This window comes from Streptomyces sp. NPDC013157, assembly GCF_042899865.1.
GTDB lineage: Bacteria > Actinomycetota > Actinomycetes > Streptomycetales > Streptomycetaceae > Streptomyces.
Map to the genome: position 1 here is coordinate 248,076 of NZ_JBIBAK010000004.1, position 19,407 is coordinate 267,482.

Genomic DNA, 19,407 nt, shown 5'->3' on the forward strand with positions numbered 1-19,407 from the left:
CGCTCTACTTCTGGTAGATGGCCTCGATCTCGTTCGCGTAGTCCTTCGCCACCACGTTGCGCTTGAGCTTCAGGGACGGCGTCAGGTGGCCCGACTCCTCCGAGAACTGGGAGGACAGAATGCGGAACTTCCGCACCGATTCCGCCTTCGACACCGCGGCGTTGCCGTCGTCGACAGCGTCCTGGATCGCCGCGATCAGATCCGGGTCGTCACGCAGCGACGCCGCGGTGGCACCCGCCGGCTTGCCGTGGTCGGCCGCCCAGCGGCCCAGGAACTCCTCGTCGATGGTGACCAGCGCGCCCACGAACGGCCGCCCGTCGCCCACCACCATGCACTCCGCGACCAGCGCGTGCGCGCGGATCCGGTCCTCGATCACGGCCGGGGCGACGTTCTTGCCGCCCGCGGTGACGATGATCTCCTTCTTGCGGCCGGTGATCCTGAGGTAGCCGTCCTCGTCCAGGGTGCCGATGTCCCCGGTGTGGAACCAGCCGTCGGCCAGCGCCTCGGCGGTCGCGGCCTCGTTGTTCCAGTAGCCCTTGAACAGGTGCTCGCCGTGCAGCAGCACCTCCCCGTCGTCCGCGATGCGGATCACCGAGCCGGGCAGCGGCTGCCCGACCGTGCCGATCTTCTGCCGGTCCCAGGGGTTGAACGCGGTCGCCGCGCACGACTCGGTCAGGCCGTAGCCCTCCAGGACCGAGAAGCCGATACCGCGGAAGAAGTGGCCCAGGCGCTCGCCGAGCGGGGCGCCGCCGGAGATGGCGTACTCGCCCTTGCCGCCGAGCACCGCGCGCAGCTTGCTGTAGACGAGCTTGTCGAAGGTCTTGTGCTTGATCTTCAGGCCGAGGGAGGGGCCCGACGGGGTGTCCAGCGCCTTGCTGTACGCGATCGCGGTGTCCGCGGCCTTGTCGAAGATCTTGCCCTTGCCGTCCGCCTGCGCCTTGGCGCGCGCCGAGTTGTAGACCTTCTCGAAGACGCGCGGGACGCCGAGGATCAGCGTCGGCCGGAAGGCGGCCAGTTCGTCCGTGAGGTTCTTGATGTCCGGGACGCAGCCCAGCTTGATCGGCGCCATCATCGGCGCGATCTGGACGAGGCGGCCGAAGACGTGCGCGAGCGGGAGGAAGAGCAGGACGGAACACTCGCCGGTGCGGAAGAGGGGGCGCAGCCGCTCCACGATGTTGCCGCACTCCGCGAAGAAGGCACGGTGGGTGAGGACGCAGCCCTTGGGGCGGCCGGTCGTACCGCTCGTGTAGACGATGGTCGCCGGGTCGTCCGCCTTCGCCTGCGAGCTGCGTTCGTCGACCGTGGCGTCGGTGACGCCCTGGCCGAGTCTGCCGAGCTCCTCCAGGGCGCCGGCCTCGATCTGCCAGACGTGCTTGAGGGCGGGCAGGGTCTCGCGCACCGACTCGACGGCGGCCGTGTGGCCGTCGAGTTCGACGATGCAGGCGGTCGCGCCGGAGTCGCTGAGGATCCACTGCACCTGCTCCGGCGAGCTGGTCTCGTACACCGGCACGGTGACCGCGCCGGCGCTCCAGATCGCGAAGTCGAGGAGCGTCCACTCGTAGCGGGTGCGGGACATCAGGCCGACCCGGTCGCCCGGCTGGACGCCGGAGGCGATGAGGCCCTTCGCCGCCGCGTGCACCTCGGCCAGGAAGGCGGTGGCGGTCACGTCCTGCCAGACACCGCCGACCTTGCGGGCCATGACGGCAACGTGCGGATGCTGCGCGGCGTTTCTGCGGACGATGTCGGTCAGATTGCCGTCCGCGGGGACCTCGTACAAAGCCGGAAGGCTGAACTCGCGCAAGACTGCTGCTCCTCATAGGGCGCCGACGCCACGACGTTGTGCGATGCGACGGTGCGGTCCAAGGCTCGGGCAGGTGCTCAGGGCTTCGTCACGGGCTGGAAGATCCGTTGGTTGAAATCCTGAGCACGACTGGACTGCCCGGACGTTACCCGCCGGTATGGCTTCTTCGACAGGGGGGTCCGGCGAGATGTTCGGTGCGTCACACAGGTTGGTGTTCCTTCGCGTACGGTAGTCCACGGCTTTAGTGACTGACCAGTAACCACGGGCCCGGCCATCGCCTGTTCACGTTTGCCGCACAGGCCTACGCTTGATCACCATGGCAGCCACACCCTCCGGCATCCGAAGGACCCGCGTCCACGTGGTCAGCGACGTGCACGGCAACGCCCGTGACCTGGCCAGAGCCGGCGACGGCGCCGACGCCCTGATCTGTCTCGGCGACCTCGTCCTCTTCCTCGACTACGCCGACCACTCCCGCGGCATCTTCCCCGACCTGTTCGGCGTCGAGAACGCCGACCGTCTCGTCGAACTCCGCACCGCCCGGCGTTTCGAGGAGGCCCGGGAACTCGGCGCCCGGCTGTGGGGCGGGATCGCCATGGACCGGGCGACGGCGATCGAGAAGGCGGTGCGCAAGCAGTACGCCGAGATGTTCGCGGCGTTCCCGACACCGACGTACGCGACGTACGGCAATGTCGATATGCCGCCGCTGTGGCGGGAGTACGCGGGCCCGGGCACCACCGTTCTGGACGGTGAGCGGGTCGAGATCGGCGGCTGGGTCTTCGGCTTCGTCGGCGGCGGGCTGCGCACCCCCATGCGCACCCCCTACGAGATCTCCGACGAGGAGTACGCGGCGAAGATCGAGGCGCTCGGCGAGGTCGACGTGCTGTGCACGCACATCCCGCCGGAGGTGCCGGAGCTGGTGTACGACACGGTGGCGCGCCGTTTCGAACGGGGCAGCCGGGCGCTGCTGGACGCCATCCGCCGCACCCGCCCCCGGTATTCGCTCTTCGGGCACGTCCACCAGCCGCTGGTGAAGCGGATGCGGATCGGGGCCACCGAGTGCGTGAACGTCGGGCACTTCGCCGGTACCGGCCGGCCCTGGGCGCTGGAATGGTGACGGCCGCGGACAGGGGGTGAAGTCGGCTGGTCGGACGCGCGGTAGCCTTCACGCGGCACGCGTGTGCGCACGCCCGCGCACGCCGACCCCCTTTACTGGTCCCACCGGTCCCACCGGCCCGCATCTGGAGGAGCCACGGCGATGGCGGAACACACCAGCTCGAACATCACGATCGAGGCGGCCCCGGCCGACGTCATGGCGGTGATCGCCGACTTCGGGCGGTACCCGGACTGGACCGGTGAAGTGAAGGAGGCGGAGGTCCTGAAGACCGACGCCCAGGGCCGTGCCGAGCAGGTCCGCCTGGTCATGGACGCCGGCGCGATCAAGGACGACCAGGTCCTCGGGTACACGTGGACCGGCGACAACGAGGTCTCCTGGACGCTGGTGAAGTCCCAGATGCTCCGCTCCCTGGACGGCTCGTACCTCCTGAAGCCGGCGGGTGCGGGTTCGACCGAGGTCACGTACTCGCTCACGGTGGACGTGAAGATCCCGATGCTCGGGATGATCAAGCGCAAGGCGGAGAAGGTCATCATCGACCGGGCGCTGGCGGGGCTGAAGAAGAGGGTCGAGTCGGGGGAGAAGTGAGGTAGGGACGCGTCGCGGGGGTACGCGTAGGACCCCGGGTGCGGGTCGTCGGTGGCTGCTCGCGCAGTTCCCCGCCCCCTCACGGGGCGCTTCAGCCGCCCAGCGCGGCGGCACCCTGCAAGTGCCGGTAAGTGACACCCCTACGCCCGCTGCAGCGAGGGCTCACCCGGACGTCCGTTACGGTTCACCCTCATGCGCACGATCCTGATCACCGGCCCCGGCGGCAGCGGCCGTACGACCGTCGCCGCGGCCACCGCCCTGCGCGCCGCGGCCGAGGGCACCCCCACCCTCGTCCTGAGCGCCGACCGCACGGACACCCTCGGCACCGCCCTGGGCGCGGCGACAGGACCGGAGCCCACCCGCCTCACCCCCACCCTCACCGCCTGGCGCCCCGACGCCGCCGCCCGCTTCCGCGAGGACCTCACCGCCTTCCAGGCCCGCGCCGCGAACGTCCTCGACCTGCTCGGCGCCTCCCGCCTGGACGCCGAGGAACTCACCCCCCTCCCGGGCGCCGAGGAACTCTCCTTCCTCCGCGCCCTGCGCGACGCCGCCCTCTCCGAGCGCTACGAACTGCTCGTCGTGGACCTCCCGCCCGCCCCCCGCGCGCTCGCCCTCCTCTCGCTCCCCGAGGAGCTCCGCCGCTACCTGCGCCGCCTGCTCCCGCCCGAGCGGCAGGCGGCCCGCGCCCTGCGCCCGGTCCTCGGCCGTCTCGCCGGCGTCCCGATGCCCGCCGACTGGCTCTACGAGACCGCGGCCCGCTGGGACACCGAGCTGGCCGCCGTGGAGGCCGTCCTCGCCGACCGCCGCACCGCCGTACGCCTGGTCGCCGAGCCCGGCCCGGCCGGCGCCGACGCCGTCCGCACCGCCCGCCTCGGTCTCGCCCTGCGCGGCCTGTCCGCCGCGACCCTGGTCGCCAACCGCGTGCTGCCCGAGGCCACCCCCCTGCACGCCCTGGTCGCCCAGCAGCGCAAGGCCCTCGCGGAGTGGGGGGAGGCGTACGACGTCACCGCCGTCGCCCACCTCGGGCACGACCCGCGCGGCACCGACGACCTCGCCGCGCTCGCCGTGCCCGGCGTCAACACCGCGCCCGCCCCGGTCGAGTGGCCCGTCGCCGACCGGATCGAGGAGGACGGCGTCCTCGTCTGGCACGTCCCGCTGCCCGGCGCGATACGGGACGACCTCGACCTCGTCCGGCGCGGCGACGAGGTCGTGATCACCGTGGGCGGCTTCCGCCGGATCGTCGCCCTGCCATCGGCCCTGCGCCGCTGCACCGTCGCCGGGGCGGCCCTGCGCGACGGCGAGCTGCGGCTGCGGTTCGCGCCGGACCCGGAGCTGTGGCCGCGCTGACGGTGAAACCGGTACGCCCGTTCGGGTAACGTCGGAGAGACGAACCGTAGTCAGGAGTCCGTCATGAGCGAAGAGCGCCCCACAGCTGACGCCTCCGAGGCCGCGGACGAGGTACGGGCGACGGACGACGACGCCTGGGCCACCGCCTGCGCCGAGGACCTGGAGGCGGAGAAGGCCCGCCGCCGGGCCCAGTACGGCCCGCCCCCCGGGTCGGCCGCCGAGGAACTGCGCCGACTCGTCGACGCCGTCGCCGACAAGCTCTCCGGCATCCAGCCCCCGCTGCTCGGGGCGGTCGCCGGGCCCGCCGCCCAGCAGGTGGTCCGGCAGGTCGTCCAGCAGGCGAAGAACGCCGTCGAGCCCGTCATAGAGCGCAACCCGGACGTCTTCGACCACCTGGCCGCGGCCGGCAGCGAACTCCTCGCCGCCTACCGCTCCGCGGTCCAGGCCCAGGAGACCCGCTGGACCTCCGGCGCCCCCGACAAGGGCGAGGACGACGGCCCCGGGGAACGCATCGATCTCGACTGACAGCCCATCGAGGCCCTGCCGTCGGGTTCCCGCCTGTCGGGCGGTGCCTGGCACGCACTCCCCCAGAGGCGTTGTCGTCAGTCGCCGACGCTCCCCGTTGACTCCCTCCGCCGCAGTGCAGCTGCCCGCACCAGGCTCCGCCCGACCCGCCCTCCGGGCGGACGACGGGAACCCGACGGCAGGGCCTCGGGTACGGTTGGCCGTAGCGGGGCTCGACCGAAACTGAGGGATTCATGGGACTCACCATCGGCGTCGACATCGGCGGCACGAAGATCGCGGCCGGCGTGGTCGATGAGGAAGGCAACATCCTCTCGACCCACAAGGTGCCGACCCCGGGCACGCCCGAGGGCATCGTGGACGCCATTGCTTCCGCCGTAGAGGGCGCCCGCGCCGGGCACGAGATCGTCGGCGTGGGCATCGGAGCCGCCGGTTACGTGAACCGGCAGCGCTCCACGGTCTACTTCGCGCCCAACATCGACTGGCGCCAGGAGCCGTTGAAGGACGAGGTCGAGGCCCGCGTCGGCCTCCCCGTGGTGGTGGAGAACGACGCCAACGCCGCCGCCTGGGGCGAGTACAAGTTCGGGGCCGGCAAGGGCCACCGCAACGTCATCTGCATCACCCTCGGCACCGGCCTCGGCGGCGGCATCATCATCGGCAACAAGCTGCGCCGCGGGCACTTCGGAGTGGCCGCCGAGTTCGGGCACATCCGGATGGTCCCGGACGGGCTGCTGTGCGGCTGCGGCTCGCAGGGCTGCTGGGAGCAGTACGCCTCCGGCCGCGCCCTGGTCAGGTACGCCAAGCAGCGCGCCAACGCCACCCCCGAGCACGCCGAGCTCCTGCTCAGCCTCGGCGACGGCACCCCCGACGGCATCGAGGGCAAGCACATCTCCATGGCCGCCCGCCAGGGCGACCCGGTCGCCGTCGACTCCTACCGCGAGCTCGCCCGCTGGGCCGGCGCCGGCCTCGCCGACCTGGCCTCCCTCTTCGACCCCTCCGCGTTCATCGTCGGCGGCGGCCTCTCGGACGAGGGCGAACTGGTCCTCGACCCGATCCGCAAGTCCTACAAGCGCTGGCTGGTAGGCGGCAACTGGCGCCCGGTGGCCGAGGTCATCGCGGCCCAGCTGGGCAACGAGGCCGGCCTCGTGGGCGCGGCCGACCTGGCGAGAGAGCCCGACCCGATCATGTAACGCCCCGGACTTCTCGGGCTGCGGCAACCGCACCTCCCCAGGGGCGCGGGGAACTGCGCGACAAGCCGCACACAACCGGCAGTCGCGCACGAACCTCGCGCCCCGAGCCATTGGGCGGGCGGCGCTTTCCTCCGCCGCGTACATTGATCCACATGGTGTCGCTCCCCAACTCCCACACAGAGCCCGACGGTTCCGCCGTCATCCGCGTCCTGAGCTACAACATCCGCTCCATGCGGGACGACACCGACGCCCTCGCCCGCGTCATCAGGGCCTGTGCCCCCGACCTGGTCCTGATCCAGGAAGCCCCCCGCTTCTTCCGCTGGCGCAAGAAGCTCGCCCGCCTGGCCTCCGCCTCCGACCTCGTGATCCTCACCGGGGGCGGCACGGCAGCCGGCCCGGCGATCCTCTGCGACCTCCGCGCCACCGTCGAACGCACCGAGGACGTCCTCCTCCCCCTCACCCCCGGCCTGCACCGCCGCGGCCTCGCGACCGCCGTCGTCCGCTTCGGCGGCGTCCGCCTCGGCGTCACCAGCTTCCACCTCAGCCTCCAGCAGGACGAGCGCTACGAGCAGGGCGGCATGCTCCTCGACCGGGTCGCCGGCCTGGGCGTGCCGCACGCCGTCGCCGGCGGCGACCTCAACGACCGCCCCGACGGACGCACCTTCCGCCGCCTGGCCGACGCCTACCAGGACTGCCGTACCACCGCACCCTGGGGCGGCGAGTTCACCTCCTGGTCCACCGATCCCCACCAGCGCATCGACGCGATCTTCGCGACGAAGGGCATCGAGGTGCTCGGCTGCGGCGTACCGACCGGCCTCCCCGGCGTCACCGACGCAGATCTGAGGGCGGCCACCGACCATCTCCCGGTCCTGGCCGCCCTCAGGGTTCCCGCCGCCTCCTAGCCGGTTACGACCAGCTGCTTCACCCCGTCCACGACGGCCCGGCTGTCGTGGTACGAGAGCCGGGTGTACGTCTTCCTGGCCGCGCCGTCGCCGGAGGTGCGGATGTCGCGGAAGCCGCGGAAGCCGAGGAAGGAAGCCGAGGCTTCTCCGGGACGGGGGACGGGGCCGGGGCCGAAAAACCCGAGGGCCCGCCCGGAATCGCTCCGGACGGGCCCTCGGGTTCTACGGCGGGGGGATCGATCAGACGACGGCTCCCCGCCCGGGGTCGCCGTCCTCGTCGTCGGTCTTCATACGGGTCACCAGCGTGACGAACCCGCCGAGGAAACCGCCGATGCCCAGCGTCGCCAGCCACCAGGTCATGTCCCAGCCCAGCACCACCGCGAGCAGCAGCAGGATCGGGCCGCCCACCACGCCCAGCCAGGCGAACTTGGCCGTGGCGTCGGCCTCCGGCAGCGGCGGCGGCTCGGGTGGCACGAAGTGCCCCTCGTCGTCCTCGTCGAAGTCGTCCTCGGACGGCTCCGGCGCCGTGTAGTCACGCGGCCCGCCCACCCCGGGTGCGAAGGAGATCGAACTGCCCAGCGGCTGCACGGGCCGCTGCTCCTCGGCGGCCCCGGCCCCCGTCCCGGCGGTCTCGGTGCCCGCGTCGGTCTCGTCCTCGTCCATCGCCGGCAGCGCGAGGTCCTTCACCGGCTTGAAGGGCACAGTGCCCGGCGGGTCCGGCGGCTCGTCGCCGTACCCCGCGACGATCGCCGCCCAGGCGGCCGCCTCGTCGAAGGGCACCCCCGTCTCGTCCGGCTCGCGGTCCTCGCGGTCGGAGTCGTGCTCAGCCAACTGCGGCCGTCCCTTCCTTGCCGACACCGGGTGCGAGCCGGCCGATGAAGGCGAGGCTCTCCTCGAAGACCCGGTCCGCGTCATGGTCCAACGTCGCGACGTGGTAACTCTGTTCCAGCACGACCTCCGTTACGTCCGTGGACGACACCCGGCTCAGGATGCGGGCGGAATCCACCGCCGGAACCACATGGTCCTCGGCGCTGCGCAGGAGCAGCAGCGGCTGGGTCACCTGCGGCAGCTCCTTGTCCACCTGGTGGAAGAAGTTCCGCAGCGAGTGCGCGCTGTGCAGCGGCACCCGGTCGTACCCCACCTCGGCGGCGCCCGGCTTGGCGATGTCGCTGGCGATGCCCTTCGTCGTGCGCACGAGATGCCGGGCCACCGGAAGGGCGTACGCCGACAGGCCGTGCACCTTGTTCGCCGGGTTGACGATCACCACGCCGTCCACACCCGTACCGTTCCGCGCGGCCAGCCGCAGGGCCAGTGCGCCGCCCATGGACAGGCCCGCCACGAACACCTGGGAGCAGCGCTCACGCAGCAGCCGCAGCTCGCGGTCCACCTCCGCGTACCAGTCCTGCCAGCCGGTGACCGCCATGTCCTGCCAGCGGGTGCCGTGCCCGGGCAGCAGGGGCAGGGACACGGTCAGGCCGTGTGCCGCATGGTGATCCGCCCACGGGCGCAGCGACTGGGGCGAGCCCGTGAAACCGTGGCAGAGGAGGACGCCGGCCTCCCCGCCGTCATGGCGGTACGGCTCGGCTCCGGGGAGAACCGGCACCTTCGGTCTCCAATTCATTCGAGTTCGTTCGAGGGGGCGGCACTGCGAGAGCCATGGACGACGACTCCGGTTGTGCTTCACCGTACGCGACGGCACTGACACCGACCAGGGTCGTCGGGCCCATTCCCGGCGCTCCGGGTTAAGGTCTGATCGACGGAAACAGGAGGCACTGGGTTGTTGTACGGCGCGATGAAGGTCGCCATCGGGGGACCGCTGAAGGTCACCTTCAGGCCCTGGGTGGAAGGCCTGGAGAACGTCCCGGCCGAGGGCCCGGCGATCCTGGCCAGTAACCACCTGTCCTTCTCGGACTCGTTCTTCCTGCCCGCGGTGCTGGACCGCAAGGTCACCTTCATCGCGAAGGCCGAGTACTTCACCACCCCCGGGCTGAAGGGCCGCCTCACGGCCGCCTTCTTCAAGGGCGTGGGCCAGCTCCCCGTCGACCGCTCCGGCGCGCGCGGCGCCGGCGAGGCCGCGGTGCAGAGCGGCATAGACGTGCTGGAGCGCGGCGAGCTGTTCGGCATCTACCCGGAGGGCACCCGCTCGCCCGACGGCCGCCTCTACCGGGGCAAGCCCGGCGGCCTCGCGCGCGTGGCGCTCGCGACCGGCGCTCCGGTGATCCCGGTCGCCATGATCGACACGGAGAAGATCCAGCCGCCGGGGCAGGTGATGCCCAAGCTGATGCGGCCGGGCATCCGGATCGGCAAGCCGCTGGACTTCAGCCGTTACCAGGGCATGGAGCACGACCGGTTCGTGCTGCGCGCGGTGACCGACGAGGTCATGTACGAGATCATGAGACTTTCCGGCCAGGAGTACGTGGACATCTACGCGACGGCCGCCAAGCGGCAGATCGCGGAGGCGGCCAAGGCCGAGAAGGACGCGGCGAAGGCCGAGAAGAAGGCCGCCGAGTCCTAGACCGGCGGCGGGGGGACCGGCGGCCGGGGGGACCGACGGCCGGGGACTGGCAGGGGGACTGGGGGACATGAGCAAGCGGGAACGCGTCATACGCATGTCGGTCGAGCAGCCGCTGTGGCGTGCCCTCACCGGCTACCGCGTGCTGACCCTGCTGTACGCGATCGGCCTGTTCGCCTCGGCCTACGACGACTACGACCGCCTGGGCGTCGCCATCGCCTACTACGCCGTCCTGACCGTCTGGACCCTGGCCACCCTGCCCCGCGTGCAGAGCGCGGCGGCCTGCACCAAGCGCTTCCTCGCCGTCGACCTCGCCATCGCGCTCACCGGCATCGTGCTGACCCCCTGGGTGGTCACCCAGGGCCACATCGACCGGGGCGGCCCGACCCTGCCGTCGATCTGGACCGCCGGTTCGGTCCTCGCCTACGCCCTCAAGGGCGGCTGGCGCTGGGCCGCGTTGGCCTCCACGCCGGTCGCCGCCGCCAACCTGGTCGAGCGCGGCCACCCGGCCCGCGACACCGTCCACAACGTGATCCTGGTCTGGGTCGCCTCCATCGCCATCGGCTACGTCGTCGAGGTCGCCCGCGCCTCCGAGCGCACCCTCGCCCGCGCCCTGGAGATCGAGGCCGCGACCCGGGAACGGGAGCGGCTTGCCCGGGACATCCACGACAGCGTGCTCCAGGTGCTCGCCATGGTGCAGCGGCGCGGCACGGTCCTCGGCGGCGACGCGGCCGAACTCGGCCGGCTGGCCGGGGAGCAGGAGGTGGCCCTGCGGACGCTGGTCTCCGGCGGCCTGGTGCCGCCCTCGCGGGTCTCGGAGGACGAGGCCCAGGGCGCCGTCGTACGCCTGGTGGAGGAGGAGCCGGACGACGACGGTCCCGTCGACCTGCGCACGCTGCTCTCGCGGTACGCCGGATCCCGGGTCAGCCTGGCCGAGCCCGGCGCGCCGGTGGAGCTGCCGCCGGGCGCCGCACGCGAGTTGGCCGCCGCCGTCGGTGCCGCCCTGGACAATGTGCGCAGGCACGCGGGGGACGGGGCGCGGGCCTGGATCCTGATCGAGGACGAGCCCGGCGAGGTCGTGGTGACCGTACGGGACGACGGCCCCGGCATCCCGGAAGGGCGGCTCGCCCAGGCCGAGGGGGAGGGGCGGCTCGGGGTGGCCCAGTCGATCCGGGGGCGGCTGCGCGACCTCGGCGGCAGCGCCGAGCTGTTCTCGACCCCCGGGCAGGGCACGGAAGTAGAGCTGAAGGTACCGAGGGTCTCCCCGGGGAAGGCGGAGCGGCGATGAGTATCAAGGTCATGGTGGTCGACGACCACCCCATGTGGCGGGACGCGGTCGCCCGGGACCTGACCGAGGCCGGTTTCGAGGTGGTCGCCACGGCCGGGGACGGCGACCAGGCGGTGCGCCGCGCCAAGGCCGCCGCGCCCGACGTCCTCGTCCTGGACCTCAACCTGCCGGCCAAGCCGGGCGTCCAGGTGTGCAAGGAACTCGTGGGCCACGACCCGGCGTTGCGGGTCCTGGTCCTCTCCGCGAGCGGGGAGCACGCCGACGTCCTGGAGGCGGTGAAGTCCGGCGCGACGGGTTATCTGCTCAAGTCGGCTTCTACGGAGGAGCTCCTTGACGCGGTCCGCCGAACCGCCGTCGGCGACCCGGTGTTCACGCCCGGCCTCGCCGGTCTCGTCCTCGGCGAGTACCGCCGGCTGGCCTCCGAGCCCGCCCCGGAAGCGGACACCGACCGGCCCGACGCGCCCCGGCTCACCGACCGCGAGACCGAGGTGCTGCGGCTGGTCGCCAAGGGCCTGAGCTACAAGCAGATCGCCGAGCGCCTGGTCATCTCCCACCGCACGGTCCAGAACCACGTCCAGAACACCCTCGGCAAGCTCCAGCTGCACAACAGGGTGGAACTGGTGCGGTACGCGATAGAGGCCGGCCTCGACGACGACTGAGCCGATGACTGATCTGATCTGATCTTCGGGCGGCGCGTAAACCAACCGCCCGACAATTCACCGGAATTGCCCTTCCGTGCCCATCCCTGTGTGAGCTGGATCACCATTAGCGTGAGTCCCACAGGCAACCGCGGCGAAGGGACATTTCCATGCGGGTCGGAGTACTGACCGGAGGCGGCGACTGCCCCGGGCTCAACGCCGTCATCCGGGGCATCGTCCGCAAGGGCGTGCAGGAGTACGGCTACGACTTCGTCGGCTTCCGGGACGGCTGGCGCGGACCCCTCGAAGGCGACACCGTCCGCCTCGACATCCCCGCCGTACGCGGCATCCTGCCCCGCGGCGGCACCATCCTCGGCTCCTCGCGCACCAATCCGCTCAAGCAGGAGAACGGCATCCGCCGGATCAAGGACAACCTCGCCAAGCTGGAGGTCGACGCACTGATCGCGATCGGCGGCGAGGACACCCTCGGCGTCGCCGCCCGCCTCACCGACGAGTACGGCGTGCCCGTCGTCGGCGTGCCGAAGACCATCGACAACGACCTGTCCGCCACCGACTACACCTTCGGCTTCGACACCGCGGTCGGCATCGCCACCGAGGCCATCGACCGGCTGCACACCACCGCCGAGTCCCACATGCGGGTCCTGGTCTGCGAGGTGATGGGCCGGCACGCCGGCTGGATCGCCATCCACTCCGGCCTCGCCGGCGGCGCCAACGTCATCCTCATCCCCGAACAGCGCTTCGACGTCGACCAGGTGTGCGCCTGGGTCACGTCCCGCTTCAAGGCGTCGTACGCCCCGATCGTGGTCGTTGCCGAGGGCGCCATGCCGAAGGACGGCGAGATGGTCCTCAAGGACGGGTCGCTGGACTCCTTCGGGCACGTCAGGCTCTCCGGGGTCGGCGAGTGGCTGGCCAAGGAGATCGAGAAGCGCACCGGCAAGGAGGCCCGGACCACCGTCCTCGGGCACATCCAGCGCGGCGGTACCCCCAGCGCCTTCGACCGCTGGCTCGCCACCCGCTTCGGCCTGCACGCCGTCGACGCCGTCCGCGACGGGGACTTCGGCAAGATGGTCGCGCTGCGCGGCACCGACATCGTCCGCGTACCGATCGCGGAGGCCACGGCCAAGCTGAAGACCGTCGACCTGAAGCTGTACGAGGAGGTCGGGGTGTTCTTCGGCTGACGGCCGGCTTCTCCCCGCTCGGCCCGCGCGCCGCCACGGCCACCCGTGACGGCGCGCAGAGGCGTCCGACGAGGCCGAGCTTCGACGCAACGGCTGCGGCGAGATACCCAAGGGGCGCGAGGCTGTATTCGACATGCGGCTCCGCCGCGTGGGCGCGACCAGCCCCCACGCCCCCGCACCCGGAACTCAGGCCCGAACTGTTCCAGTACCGCGCAACTGCCCCACCAGCTCCCGCACCATCATCGCCCCGTTCAACGTGAGCACCGACTCGGGATGGAACTGCACCCCGGCGACTGCGTTCTTCGGCGTGCCTTCGGCACGACGTGGCCTCCGCAAGGCGTGCACCTCGCCGTTCGCCGCCCGGCTCACCTCCACCCCGTGCGCCGCCAGCTCCCGCGCCGCCTCGTCGTCGCAGCGGGCCACGAAGCTGTTGTAGAAGCCGACCGTCTCCGGCCGCCCGAACAGGTCCACGGTCGTCTGCGCCCCCTGGTAGGGGACCTCCTTGCGGACGATCTCCAGCCCCAGCTCCGCCGCGATCAGCTCGTGCCCGAGGCAGACGCCCAGCACCCCGTGCCGGTGTTCCCGGATCATGGTCGCCGCCAGCTCCCGCAGGATCCGCATCTTCGGATCGGCCAGGTCGGACGGGTCACCGGGCCCCGGGCCCAGCACCACCGGGCCCTCGTGCGCGAGCACGGCCGCCCGCAGCCCCGGCTCGTCGTACCGGCGGACGGTGACGTCGAGCCCGCCGGCCCGCAGCACGTGCGCGAGCATCGCCGTGAACGTGTCCTCGCCGTCCACCACGAGCGCGTGCCCGGCCAGTTCGCCGGTCCGCTCCTGCATCCGCAGCCAGAACGGCGCCAGGGAGGCCCGACGCCCGTCCAGCGCGGCCCGCACCCGGGGGTCGTCCGCCAGTCGCGGGCCGGTCCGCTCGGCGCGCGGCCGGGCCGGCCGTACCCCGAGGGCCGCCAGCACGCCCGCCGCCTTGGCGTGCGTCTCGGCGACCTCGCTCACCGGGTCCGAGCCGCGCACCAGGGTGGCGCCGACGGGCACCCGCAGCCGGCCGTCCGCGTCGATGTCCGCGGTGCGGATCAGGATGGGGGAGTCCAGGGTCTGGGCGCCGCCGGAGTCGCGGCCGAGCAGGGCCAGCGCACCGGCGTAGTAGCCCCGCCCCCCGACCTCGTGCCGTTCGATCACCCGGCAGGCGTTCTGCACCGGCGACCCCGTGACGGTCGCCGCGAACATGGTCTCCTTCAGGACCTCCCGCACGTCCAGCGAGGACCGTCCGCGCAACTCGTACTCGGTGTGTGCGAGATGCGCCATCTCCTTCAGCCGCGGTCCGACGACCACACCGCCCATGTCGCCCACCGTGCACATCATCTTGAGCTCCTCGTCGACGACCATCGACAGCTCCTCGATCTCCTTGCCGTCGGCGAGGAAGCCGAGCAGGTGCTCGGGGGTGGGGCCCTCCGCGGGGTAGCGGTACGTGCCGCTGATCGGGTTCATGACCACCGTGCCGCCGGACATCCGCACGTGCACCTCGGGGCTGGCGCCGACCAGCGTCCGGTCCCCGGTGTGCACCACGAACGTCCAGTACGCGCCCCGCTCGCCCTCGAGGAGGCGACGGAACAGGGCCAGCGCGTCGGCGCGCCCGAAGCCGGGGATCTCGCCCTCGTACGTCCGCCGGATCACGAAGTTCGCGCCCTCGCCCCGGCCGATCTCCTCGCGCAGCACCCGGCCGACGATCTCCGCGTACGCGTCGTCGTCGACGTCGAAGGCGCCGGACTCGACGTGGACGTCGTGGGAGGGGAGGGCGGCGAGGGCCTCGTCCAGTGGAATGTGACATACCACTGTCGGGGTCAGCACCTGCAGCGGCGTCCCGTCGTCCCGGACGTCGAACCCCCGCTCCCGGATCTGCCGGTACGGGATCAGGGCCAGCCCCTCCTCGGGCAGGTCGGCGAGCCGGTCACGGGCGGTGACCGGGCCGAGCAGGAGTTCCACCGTGTTCTCGTCGTGGCCGGGGGTGCGGCGGCGGAGCAGGGCGAAGGGGCGGTCGTCGTGGAGCAGCTGGTTCAGGTCCATGGTTCCTCTGCGGTCCTTTGTCGGGTGGGAAGGGTGGGAGAGGAACGGCCCCGGAAACGCCGAAGGCCGCCCCTCCGGGCGGCCTTCGCGAAGTCTTGCGTACGCGCAAGTCAGTGGGCCGCCGGAGAAGCGGTCCACCACCAGTTCTGGGTCGAATGCGCGAACATGCCGAGGACCCTACCCCACCCCGCGCCCTGTCCACAGGACAATCGCAGCGTCTCACCAGTCGAGCCGGAGGAAAATATGGCGACACGACCCCGTAATGTTTACGAGGTGACCGTGAACGCTAAGACCAGCCTCGGCGCTGGCAACACCTGGCGAAACCTGCCCGCGGCGCAGCAGCCCGAGTACCCCGACCCCGAGGCTCTGCGCGCAGTCGTCGCGGAGCTGGAGTCGTATCCGCCGCTCGTCTTCGCGGGCGAGTGCGACCAGCTGCGCGCCCGGATGGCGGCCGTCGCCAAGGGCGAGGCGTTCCTCCTCCAGGGCGGCGACTGCGCCGAGGCCTTCGACGCGGTGTCGGCCGACCACATCCGCAACAAGCTCAAGACCCTGCTCCAGATGGGTGCCGTACTGACGTACGCCGCGTCGGTGCCCGTGGTGAAGGTGGGGCGGATCGCCGGCCAGTACAGCAAGCCGCGCTCCAAGCCGACCGAGACCCGCGACGGCGTGACCCTGCCGACCTACCGCGGCGACTCCGTCAACGGTTTCGACTTCGACGAGGCCTCGCGGATCCCGGACCCCGAGCGGCTGAAGCGGATGTACAACGCCTCCGCCTCGACGCTGAACCTGGTGCGTGCCTTCACCACCGGCGGCTACGCGGACCTGCGCCAGGTGCACGCCTGGAACCAGGACTTCGTGAAGTCCTCCCCGTCCGGCCAGCGCTACGAGCAGCTCGCCCGCGAGATCGACAACGCACTGAACTTCATGCGGGCCTGCGGCGCGGAGCCCGAGGAGTTCAAGACGGTCGAGTTCTTCTCCTCGCACGAGGCGCTGCTGCTGGACTACGAGTCCGCCCTGACCAGGGTCGACTCGCGCACCGGCAAGCTGTACGACGTCTCCGCGCACATGGTGTGGATCGGTGAGCGCACCCGGCAGCTGGACGGGGCGCACATCGAGTTCGCCTCGAAGATCCGCAACCCGATCGGTCTCAAGCTCGGCCCGTCGACGACCGCCGAGGACGCGCTGAAGTACATCGACCGCCTCGACCCGGACCGCGAGCCGGGCCGGCTGACCTTCGTCGTCCGGATGGGGGCGGACAAGGTCCGCGACAAGCTCCCCGAGCTGGTCGAGAAGGTCACCGCCTCGGGCGCCACGGTGGCCTGGGTGACCGACCCGATGCACGGCAACACCTTCGAGGCGGCCTCGGGCCACAAGACCCGCCGCTTCGACGACGTGCTCGACGAGGTCAAGGGCTTCTTCGAGGTCCACAAGACCCTCGGCACCCATCCGGGCGGCATCCACGTCGAGCTCACCGGTGACGACGTCACCGAGTGCGTGGGCGGCGGCGACGAGATCTTCGTCGACGACCTGCACCAGCGCTACGAGACGGCCTGCGACCCGCGGCTGAACCGCAGCCAGTCCCTGGACCTGGCGTTCCTCGTCGCGGAGATGTACCGGGACCAGTAGCCGGTACCTGTGCGAGGTGGGGCGCGGATCACAGACGATCCGCGCCCCTTCCACTTTTGCGCTCGCCGAGTGATGGGTAAGGTTAGGTTTGCCTCACCGATCAATCGGGAGGGCACCACTGATCGATCCCGGCGGGAGGTGAATCCGCGTGTACGTCTGCAGCTGCTTCGGGGTGACCGAGGCGCAGGTCAAGCAGCACGCGGAGGACGGTGCCTGCACCCCCCGCCAGATAGCGTCCGCCTGCAAGGCGGGCACGGACTGCGGTTCGTGCGTCCGCCGCATCCAGGCGATCCTCGGCCGCGGCGCCTGTCCACGCCGCGAGCTGGCGGAACGGGGCCGCCCGGTGCTCTCCGAACTGGATGAGGCGGCCTAGCCTCAGCTGCTCTCCGGCTGCTCGATGATCTGGGAGATGTAGAGCGCCTCGCCGAGCTTCTCCACCAGCTCCAGCTGGGTGTCGAGGTAGTCGATGTGGTGCTCCTCGTCCTTCAGGATGTCCTCGAAGATGTTCGCGGACGTGATGTCGCCCTTCTCGCGCATCGTCTTGATCCCGCGCTTGAGGCGGTCGATCGCCTCCACCTCGATCTGCCGGTCGGCCTCGAACATCTCCTTGACGGTCTGCCCCACGCGGACGTGGAACAGTCGCTGGTAGTTGGGCAGCCCCTCCAGGAACAGGATCCGGTCGGTGAGCACCTCGGCGTGCTTCATCTCGTCGAACGACTCGTGCCGGGTGTACTTCGCGAGCTTGTACCAGCCGAAGTTCTCCTGCATCTTCGCGTGCAGGAAGTACTGGTTGATCGCGGTGAGCTCACCGGTGAGCTGCTCGTTGAGGAATTCGATGACCTCGGGGTCGCCCTGCATCGCAGAGGCTCCTTTCACGGACTGGGGTGTTTGCGGCGCATGATTGCACCGGCATAGAAGATCGTCCAGTAAGTGCGTACTTAGTAAGTAAGTGCACGCATGGCGCCAGTTGGCCGATTTGTCGATCTCCGGTGGGTCTGCCTGGTCAGATGCACTGCCCGTGGTCTGTCAGGATGGAAGGCATGGGTCATCCGGTGGAGCGCGCGTCTCGGGAAACCGCGGGAGCCGCGCTTCCGCCGGGACAGCGGCTGCAGCGCGGCTGGCCGGTCACGCACTACGGCCCGGTGCCCAGGTTCCGGCCCGAGCGCTGGGAGTTCCGGGTCTTCGGCGCCACCGCCGACGGGGGCGCGCACATCTGGAACCACGAGCAGTTCACGGCCCTGCCGTACACCACCGTGGTCGCCGACCTGCACTGCGTGACGAAGTTCAGCATGCTCGGCGCGGAGTGGGGCGGGATCCCGGCGCGGACCGTCCTGGAGATCGCACCGCCCGCTCCCGAGGTCACCCATGTGATGGTCTGGGCCGAGTACGGCTTCAGCTCCAACCTGCGCCTCGCGGACTTCGCCGCCGAGAGCACCCTCTTCGCCACCCACAAGGACGGTGAACTCCTCACCGCCGAGCACGGGTTCCCGGTCCGCCTGGTCGTCCCGCACCTGTACGCCTGGAAGGGCCCCAAGTGGGTCCGGGGCGTCGAGTACATGACCGCTGACCGCCGCGGCTTCTGGGAGGAGCGCGGCTACCACAACATCGGCGACCCCTGGAAGGAACAGCGCTACTCCTACCAGGAGGGACCTGGGGACGGCCCGGAACTCTGAGCCGCCGGTGACGGGGCCGGCTCAGCTCTCCCGGAGCCGCTTGAGGCGCTCGACGTCGGCCGCGTGCCCCTCCTTGCCGCCGGGCGTCTCGATGACCAGCGGTACGCCCGCGGTCGCCGGGTGGGTCATCAGCGCGCGGAACGCGTCCTCGCCGATGTGCCCGGCGCCGATGTTCTCGTGCCGGTCCTTGTGCGCGCCCACCACGTCCTTCGAGTCGTTGGCGTGGATCAGCTTCAGCCGCCCCTCGCCGACGGTCGACACGAGCAGGTCCAGCGTCCGGTGCATCCCGCCCGGCCCGGTCAGGTCGTGGCCGGCGGCGAAGATGTGGCAGGTGTCCAGGCAGACACCCAGCTTCGGATGGGCGTCCAGCGCCTCGAAGTACGGGCCGAAGTCCCAGGTCCGGGAACAGAGGGACGCGCCCTGTCCGGCGGTGGACTCAAGGAGCAGGAACGGGTCGTCGTCGTGGGTCAGCTCGTCGAGCAGCGGCAGCAGACGCGTCCGTACCTGCTTCAGCGCCACGTCCCGGGCCCGGCCGCCGGTCGCGCTCCCGGTGTGCACCACCACCCCGAGCGCCCCGATCTCCCGGCCGCGCCGCAGGGAGTGCCGCAGCGACTCCACCGACCTGTCCACGGTCGCCTCGGTGTGCGAACCGAAGTTGATCAGGTACGGAGCGTGCACATACGCCGGGATCGACTCCTCGGCGCAGACCGCACGGAACGCCTCGTCCTGCTTCGGGCTGCCCGCGGGGGTGGCCCAGCCGCGCGGGTTGGCGACGAAGACCTGCACGGTCTCGGCCTTCAGCTCACGGGCGTACGACAGCCCCACGGAGTGCAGACCGCCGGCCACCGGGACGTGGCCGCCGACGGGGTTGCGGGCGGGACCTGACTGCTGACTCTTCACCCGTCAAGGGTGTCACGGCGCGGCCCGCACC

The 19,407-nt window shown here is 71.2% G+C and carries 20 protein-coding genes; 13 read left to right on the forward strand and 7 right to left on the reverse strand.

Translation table 11 applies throughout. The features are described 5' to 3' along the window. Nucleotides 1–4: 4 nt before the first annotated feature. Entirely contained in the window at nt 5–1,801 is a 1,797-nt protein-coding gene (locus ACFY6U_RS14425; RefSeq protein WP_390038021.1) for an AMP-dependent synthetase/ligase, read from the reverse strand. Nucleotides 1,802–2,117: 316 nt separating this feature from the next. Here ACFY6U_RS14425 and ACFY6U_RS14430 point away from each other — a divergent pair, with 316 nt between their 5' ends. From ACFY6U_RS14430 to ACFY6U_RS14455, 6 genes are all read left to right on the forward strand, one after another. Continuing rightward, a complete protein-coding gene (locus tag ACFY6U_RS14430; protein WP_390038023.1) occupies nt 2,118–2,915 on the forward strand; it encodes a metallophosphoesterase in 798 nt (265 codons plus the stop codon). 141 nt (nt 2,916–3,056) lie between these two features. Next, nucleotides 3,057–3,500 carry an SRPBCC family protein gene (locus ACFY6U_RS14435; RefSeq protein ID WP_093503999.1) on the forward strand — a complete coding sequence of 148 codons (444 nt, stop codon included), beginning with the start codon at nt 3,057–3,059 and terminating at the stop codon, nt 3,498–3,500. Between the two features lie 192 nt (nt 3,501–3,692). Further along, entirely contained in the window at nt 3,693–4,847 is a 1,155-nt protein-coding gene (locus tag ACFY6U_RS14440) for an ArsA family ATPase (RefSeq protein WP_390038025.1), read from the forward strand. A gap of 63 nt (nt 4,848–4,910) precedes the next feature. Then, entirely contained in the window at nt 4,911–5,372 is a 462-nt protein-coding gene (locus ACFY6U_RS14445) for a DUF5304 domain-containing protein (RefSeq protein WP_390038027.1), read from the forward strand. Between the two features lie 233 nt (nt 5,373–5,605). After that, nucleotides 5,606–6,559 (forward strand): ROK family glucokinase, encoded by a 954-nt coding sequence (locus ACFY6U_RS14450; protein WP_351490408.1) that lies wholly within the window; start codon nt 5,606–5,608, stop codon nt 6,557–6,559. Between the two features lie 152 nt (nt 6,560–6,711). After that, nucleotides 6,712–7,461, forward strand: coding sequence for an endonuclease/exonuclease/phosphatase family protein (locus ACFY6U_RS14455; protein ID WP_390038029.1), 750 nt, complete (start codon nt 6,712–6,714; stop codon nt 7,459–7,461). Nucleotides 7,462–7,701: 240 nt separating this feature from the next. On the opposite strand, the gene ACFY6U_RS14460 is transcribed toward ACFY6U_RS14455, so the two are convergent. Both ACFY6U_RS14460 and ACFY6U_RS14465 read right to left on the reverse strand, forming a co-directional pair. Beyond that, nucleotides 7,702–8,292 carry a hypothetical protein gene (locus ACFY6U_RS14460; protein ID WP_390038031.1) on the reverse strand — a complete coding sequence of 197 codons (591 nt, stop codon included), beginning with the start codon at nt 8,290–8,292 and terminating at the stop codon, nt 7,702–7,704. After that, entirely contained in the window at nt 8,285–9,064 is a 780-nt protein-coding gene (locus ACFY6U_RS14465) for an alpha/beta hydrolase (protein ID WP_390038033.1), read from the reverse strand. Before ACFY6U_RS14465 ends, ACFY6U_RS14460 begins: the two co-directional genes overlap by 8 nt. Nucleotides 9,065–9,238: 174 nt before the next feature. On the opposite strand from ACFY6U_RS14465, the gene ACFY6U_RS14470 reads away from it, so the two are divergent. The 4 genes from ACFY6U_RS14470 (at nt 9,239) to ACFY6U_RS14485 (ending at nt 13,098) form a co-directional block, all read left to right on the forward strand. Then, nucleotides 9,239–9,976, forward strand: a complete 738-nt coding sequence (locus ACFY6U_RS14470; RefSeq protein WP_390038035.1) for a lysophospholipid acyltransferase family protein — start codon at nt 9,239–9,241, stop codon at nt 9,974–9,976. 67 nt (nt 9,977–10,043) lie between these two features. Continuing rightward, nucleotides 10,044–11,261 (forward strand): MacS family sensor histidine kinase, encoded by a 1,218-nt coding sequence (gene macS / locus ACFY6U_RS14475; RefSeq protein WP_390038037.1) that lies wholly within the window; start codon nt 10,044–10,046, stop codon nt 11,259–11,261. Then, entirely contained in the window at nt 11,258–11,920 is a 663-nt protein-coding gene (locus ACFY6U_RS14480; RefSeq protein WP_390038039.1) for a response regulator, read from the forward strand. The genes macS and ACFY6U_RS14480 overlap by 4 nt, the downstream gene beginning before the upstream one ends. A 149-nt stretch (nt 11,921–12,069) precedes the next feature. Continuing rightward, nucleotides 12,070–13,098, forward strand: a complete 1,029-nt coding sequence (locus ACFY6U_RS14485) for a 6-phosphofructokinase (RefSeq protein WP_351490425.1) — start codon at nt 12,070–12,072, stop codon at nt 13,096–13,098. A gap of 186 nt (nt 13,099–13,284) precedes the next feature. On the opposite strand, the gene ACFY6U_RS14490 is transcribed toward ACFY6U_RS14485, so the two are convergent. Together ACFY6U_RS14490 and ACFY6U_RS14495 are read right to left on the reverse strand one after the other, a co-directional pair. Continuing rightward, nucleotides 13,285–15,177 carry an anthranilate synthase family protein gene (locus ACFY6U_RS14490; protein WP_390038041.1) on the reverse strand — a complete coding sequence of 631 codons (1,893 nt, stop codon included), beginning with the start codon at nt 15,175–15,177 and terminating at the stop codon, nt 13,285–13,287. Nucleotides 15,178–15,287: 110 nt separating this feature from the next. Beyond that, the gene (locus ACFY6U_RS14495) at nt 15,288–15,344 is read right to left on the reverse strand and encodes a trp operon leader peptide (RefSeq protein WP_071659820.1); all 57 of its coding nucleotides are present in this window, start codon (nt 15,342–15,344) and stop codon (nt 15,288–15,290) included. 106 nt (nt 15,345–15,450) lie between these two features. On the opposite strand from ACFY6U_RS14495, the gene ACFY6U_RS14500 reads away from it, so the two are divergent. Together ACFY6U_RS14500 and ACFY6U_RS14505 are read left to right on the forward strand one after the other, a co-directional pair. Then, nucleotides 15,451–16,803 (forward strand): class II 3-deoxy-7-phosphoheptulonate synthase, encoded by a 1,353-nt coding sequence (locus ACFY6U_RS14500; protein ID WP_390038043.1) that lies wholly within the window; start codon nt 15,451–15,453, stop codon nt 16,801–16,803. Nucleotides 16,804–16,951: 148 nt separating this feature from the next. After that, nucleotides 16,952–17,176 carry a bacterioferritin-associated ferredoxin gene (locus tag ACFY6U_RS14505; protein WP_390038045.1) on the forward strand — a complete coding sequence of 75 codons (225 nt, stop codon included), beginning with the start codon at nt 16,952–16,954 and terminating at the stop codon, nt 17,174–17,176. 2 nt (nt 17,177–17,178) lie between these two features. Here the strand turns inward: ACFY6U_RS14505 and bfr are convergent, their stop codons facing one another. Next, nucleotides 17,179–17,661 (reverse strand): bacterioferritin, encoded by a 483-nt coding sequence (gene bfr, locus ACFY6U_RS14510; protein ID WP_351490433.1) that lies wholly within the window; start codon nt 17,659–17,661, stop codon nt 17,179–17,181. A 182-nt stretch (nt 17,662–17,843) separates the two neighbouring features. Here bfr and ACFY6U_RS14515 point away from each other — a divergent pair, with 182 nt between their 5' ends. Then, nucleotides 17,844–18,476, forward strand: a complete 633-nt coding sequence (locus ACFY6U_RS14515) for a sulfite oxidase-like oxidoreductase (protein WP_390038047.1) — start codon at nt 17,844–17,846, stop codon at nt 18,474–18,476. 21 nt (nt 18,477–18,497) lie between these two features. On the opposite strand, the gene ACFY6U_RS14520 is transcribed toward ACFY6U_RS14515, so the two are convergent. Beyond that, complete coding sequence (locus tag ACFY6U_RS14520; RefSeq protein ID WP_390038049.1) at nt 18,498–19,376, reverse strand: deoxyribonuclease IV; 879 nt, start codon at nt 19,374–19,376, stop codon at nt 18,498–18,500. Nucleotides 19,377–19,407: the final 31 nt, after the last annotated feature.

Bases quoted from the DNA above. Each gene is read 5' to 3' on its own strand.
- ACFY6U_RS14480 (WP_390038039.1), top strand. From the start codon at position 11,258: ATGAGTATCAAGGTCATGGTGGTCGACGACCACCCCATGTGGCGGGAC.
- macS (WP_390038037.1), top strand. From the start codon at position 10,044: ATGAGCAAGCGGGAACGCGTCATACGCATGTCGGTCGAGCAGCCGCTG.
- ACFY6U_RS14515 (WP_390038047.1), top strand. From the start codon at position 17,844: ATGGGTCATCCGGTGGAGCGCGCGTCTCGGGAAACCGCGGGAGCCGCG.
- ACFY6U_RS14440 (WP_390038025.1), top strand. From the start codon at position 3,693: ATGCGCACGATCCTGATCACCGGCCCCGGCGGCAGCGGCCGTACGACC.
- ACFY6U_RS14490 (WP_390038041.1), bottom strand. From the start codon at position 15,177: ATGGACCTGAACCAGCTGCTCCACGACGACCGCCCCTTCGCCCTGCTC.
- ACFY6U_RS14445 (WP_390038027.1), top strand. From the start codon at position 4,911: ATGAGCGAAGAGCGCCCCACAGCTGACGCCTCCGAGGCCGCGGACGAG.
- ACFY6U_RS14485 (WP_351490425.1), top strand. From the start codon at position 12,070: ATGCGGGTCGGAGTACTGACCGGAGGCGGCGACTGCCCCGGGCTCAAC.
- ACFY6U_RS14435 (WP_093503999.1), top strand. From the start codon at position 3,057: ATGGCGGAACACACCAGCTCGAACATCACGATCGAGGCGGCCCCGGCC.
- ACFY6U_RS14430 (WP_390038023.1), top strand. From the start codon at position 2,118: ATGGCAGCCACACCCTCCGGCATCCGAAGGACCCGCGTCCACGTGGTC.
- ACFY6U_RS14455 (WP_390038029.1), top strand. From the start codon at position 6,712: ATGGTGTCGCTCCCCAACTCCCACACAGAGCCCGACGGTTCCGCCGTC.
- bfr (WP_351490433.1), bottom strand. From the start codon at position 17,661: ATGCAGGGCGACCCCGAGGTCATCGAATTCCTCAACGAGCAGCTCACC.
- ACFY6U_RS14450 (WP_351490408.1), top strand. From the start codon at position 5,606: ATGGGACTCACCATCGGCGTCGACATCGGCGGCACGAAGATCGCGGCC.